Annotated in this window: 1 protein-coding gene; it reads right to left on the bottom strand. The window is 78.8% G+C overall.

Annotation, left to right across the window (positions count from 1 at the left end; translation table 11 throughout):
• Nucleotides 1–93: 93 nt before the first annotated feature.
• On the bottom strand, nucleotides 94–543 hold a 450-nt coding region (locus C1I99_RS31855), incomplete at its 5' end, for a hypothetical protein (RefSeq protein WP_438941473.1).

Below are 543 nucleotides of genomic sequence, written 5' to 3'. Positions count from 1 at the left end.
ACCATGCCCCGTCCCCAGCGTCAGGAGGTCCTGAGCCGACGGTAGGCCGTCACCGGCCGGCCCCCCGGCGGAACGGCCAACCCGGCACCCTCCTCAGCCGCCCCCCGGCGCGGTGAGGACCCGGGCCAGCGCGTCGGGGTCGACCACGGTGACGGTCGCACCCGGGTGCCGCGGCCACCCGCCCGGCAGCAGGGCGGGCACCGGCTCGGCGAAGCGGAGGCAGAGGCCGGCGGCGGTGCTGCTGGCAAAGGTCACCCCGGCATCGGCGAGCGACAGGCGCGGCCCGACCACCCGCCACCAGCGGTACGGCCCGCCCCGCTCGACCCCGGTCACATTGCGCCGCGCGGTGCGCAGTCGCCACGGGCCGAAGCGGACCGCCACCTCCTGCGCGTCGACCCGCACCCAGGCGGTCTCCGGCCGGACGCCGAGCAGCGCCAGCACCGGTCGGTACGGCGGGTCGAAGCGGAACGCGAACCGGTGGACCGGGGCGGTCATCCCGTGCCGTCCCGGCCGGTGCGGCGGGCGTCGCCCGGTCGGGCGGGA

Source organism: Micromonospora deserti (genome assembly GCF_003236335.1).
GTDB classification, from domain to species: Bacteria; Actinomycetota; Actinomycetes; order Mycobacteriales; family Micromonosporaceae; genus Micromonospora; species Micromonospora deserti.
The sequence above is the reverse complement of the archived record's forward strand: the minus strand, read 5'-3'. Positions and strand labels throughout refer to the sequence as shown.